General features: G+C 47.3%; 1 pseudogene. It reads right to left on the reverse strand.

The annotated features are described in order from the left end of the window. Positions 1–824 (reverse strand): annotated as a pseudogene (locus A3763_RS21360) (DNA polymerase III subunit alpha); the annotation flags it as partial.

Raw genomic sequence — 824 nt, forward strand, 5'->3', positions numbered from 1 at the left:
ACCTAGCGTATATCCTGCCAAGGTCTGTGCAATCTGCATAACCTGTTCCTGATAGACAATAACACCGTAAGTCGGTTCTAGAATGCCTTTCAGACTCTCATGCTGAAAGTCAGGATGAGGATAGGCTACTTCTGCCCGCCCATGCTTACGGTTGATAAAGTCATCAACCATGCCTGACTCCAAAGGCCCCGGTCTAAATAGTGCAACCAGTGCGATCATATCTTCAAGGTTGTCTGGCTGAAGTCGACGAATCAAGTCTTTCATACCACGGGATTCCAGCTGGAATACCGCCGTTGTTTCTGCTGACTTCAGCAATTCAAAAGAGGGCCTATCATCCAGTGGGATATGGTCAATATTAATAGGCTCTTTACCTTTCGCTGCCAAGCGAGGGTTAATCATCTTCAAAGCCCAGTCAACGATAGTTAGAGTACGAAGCCCCAAGAAGTCGAACTTAACCAGGCCTGCATCTTCAACATCATTTTTATCGAACTGGGTAACCAGGCCACCGCCTTCTTCATCACAATAAAGTGCAGCAAAGTCTGTCAGTTTAGTCGGTGCGATAACAACACCACCGGCGTGCTTACCGACGTTACGCGTAATCCCTTCTAGACAGACAGCCATTTCCCAGATCTCCTGGGCTTCTTCGTCTTCATCAAGAAAAGTTTTTAAGGTCGGTTCCTGCTCAATCGCCTTTGACAAAGTCATGCCGATTTCGAAAGGAATCATCTTCGAAAGCCGGTCAGCCAAACCGTAAGATTTACCCTGCACACGCGCAACATCTCGCACCACAGCCTTTGCTGCCATCGTACCAAAGGTAATAATCT

It is taken from the genome of Oleiphilus sp. HI0128, from assembly GCF_001635365.1.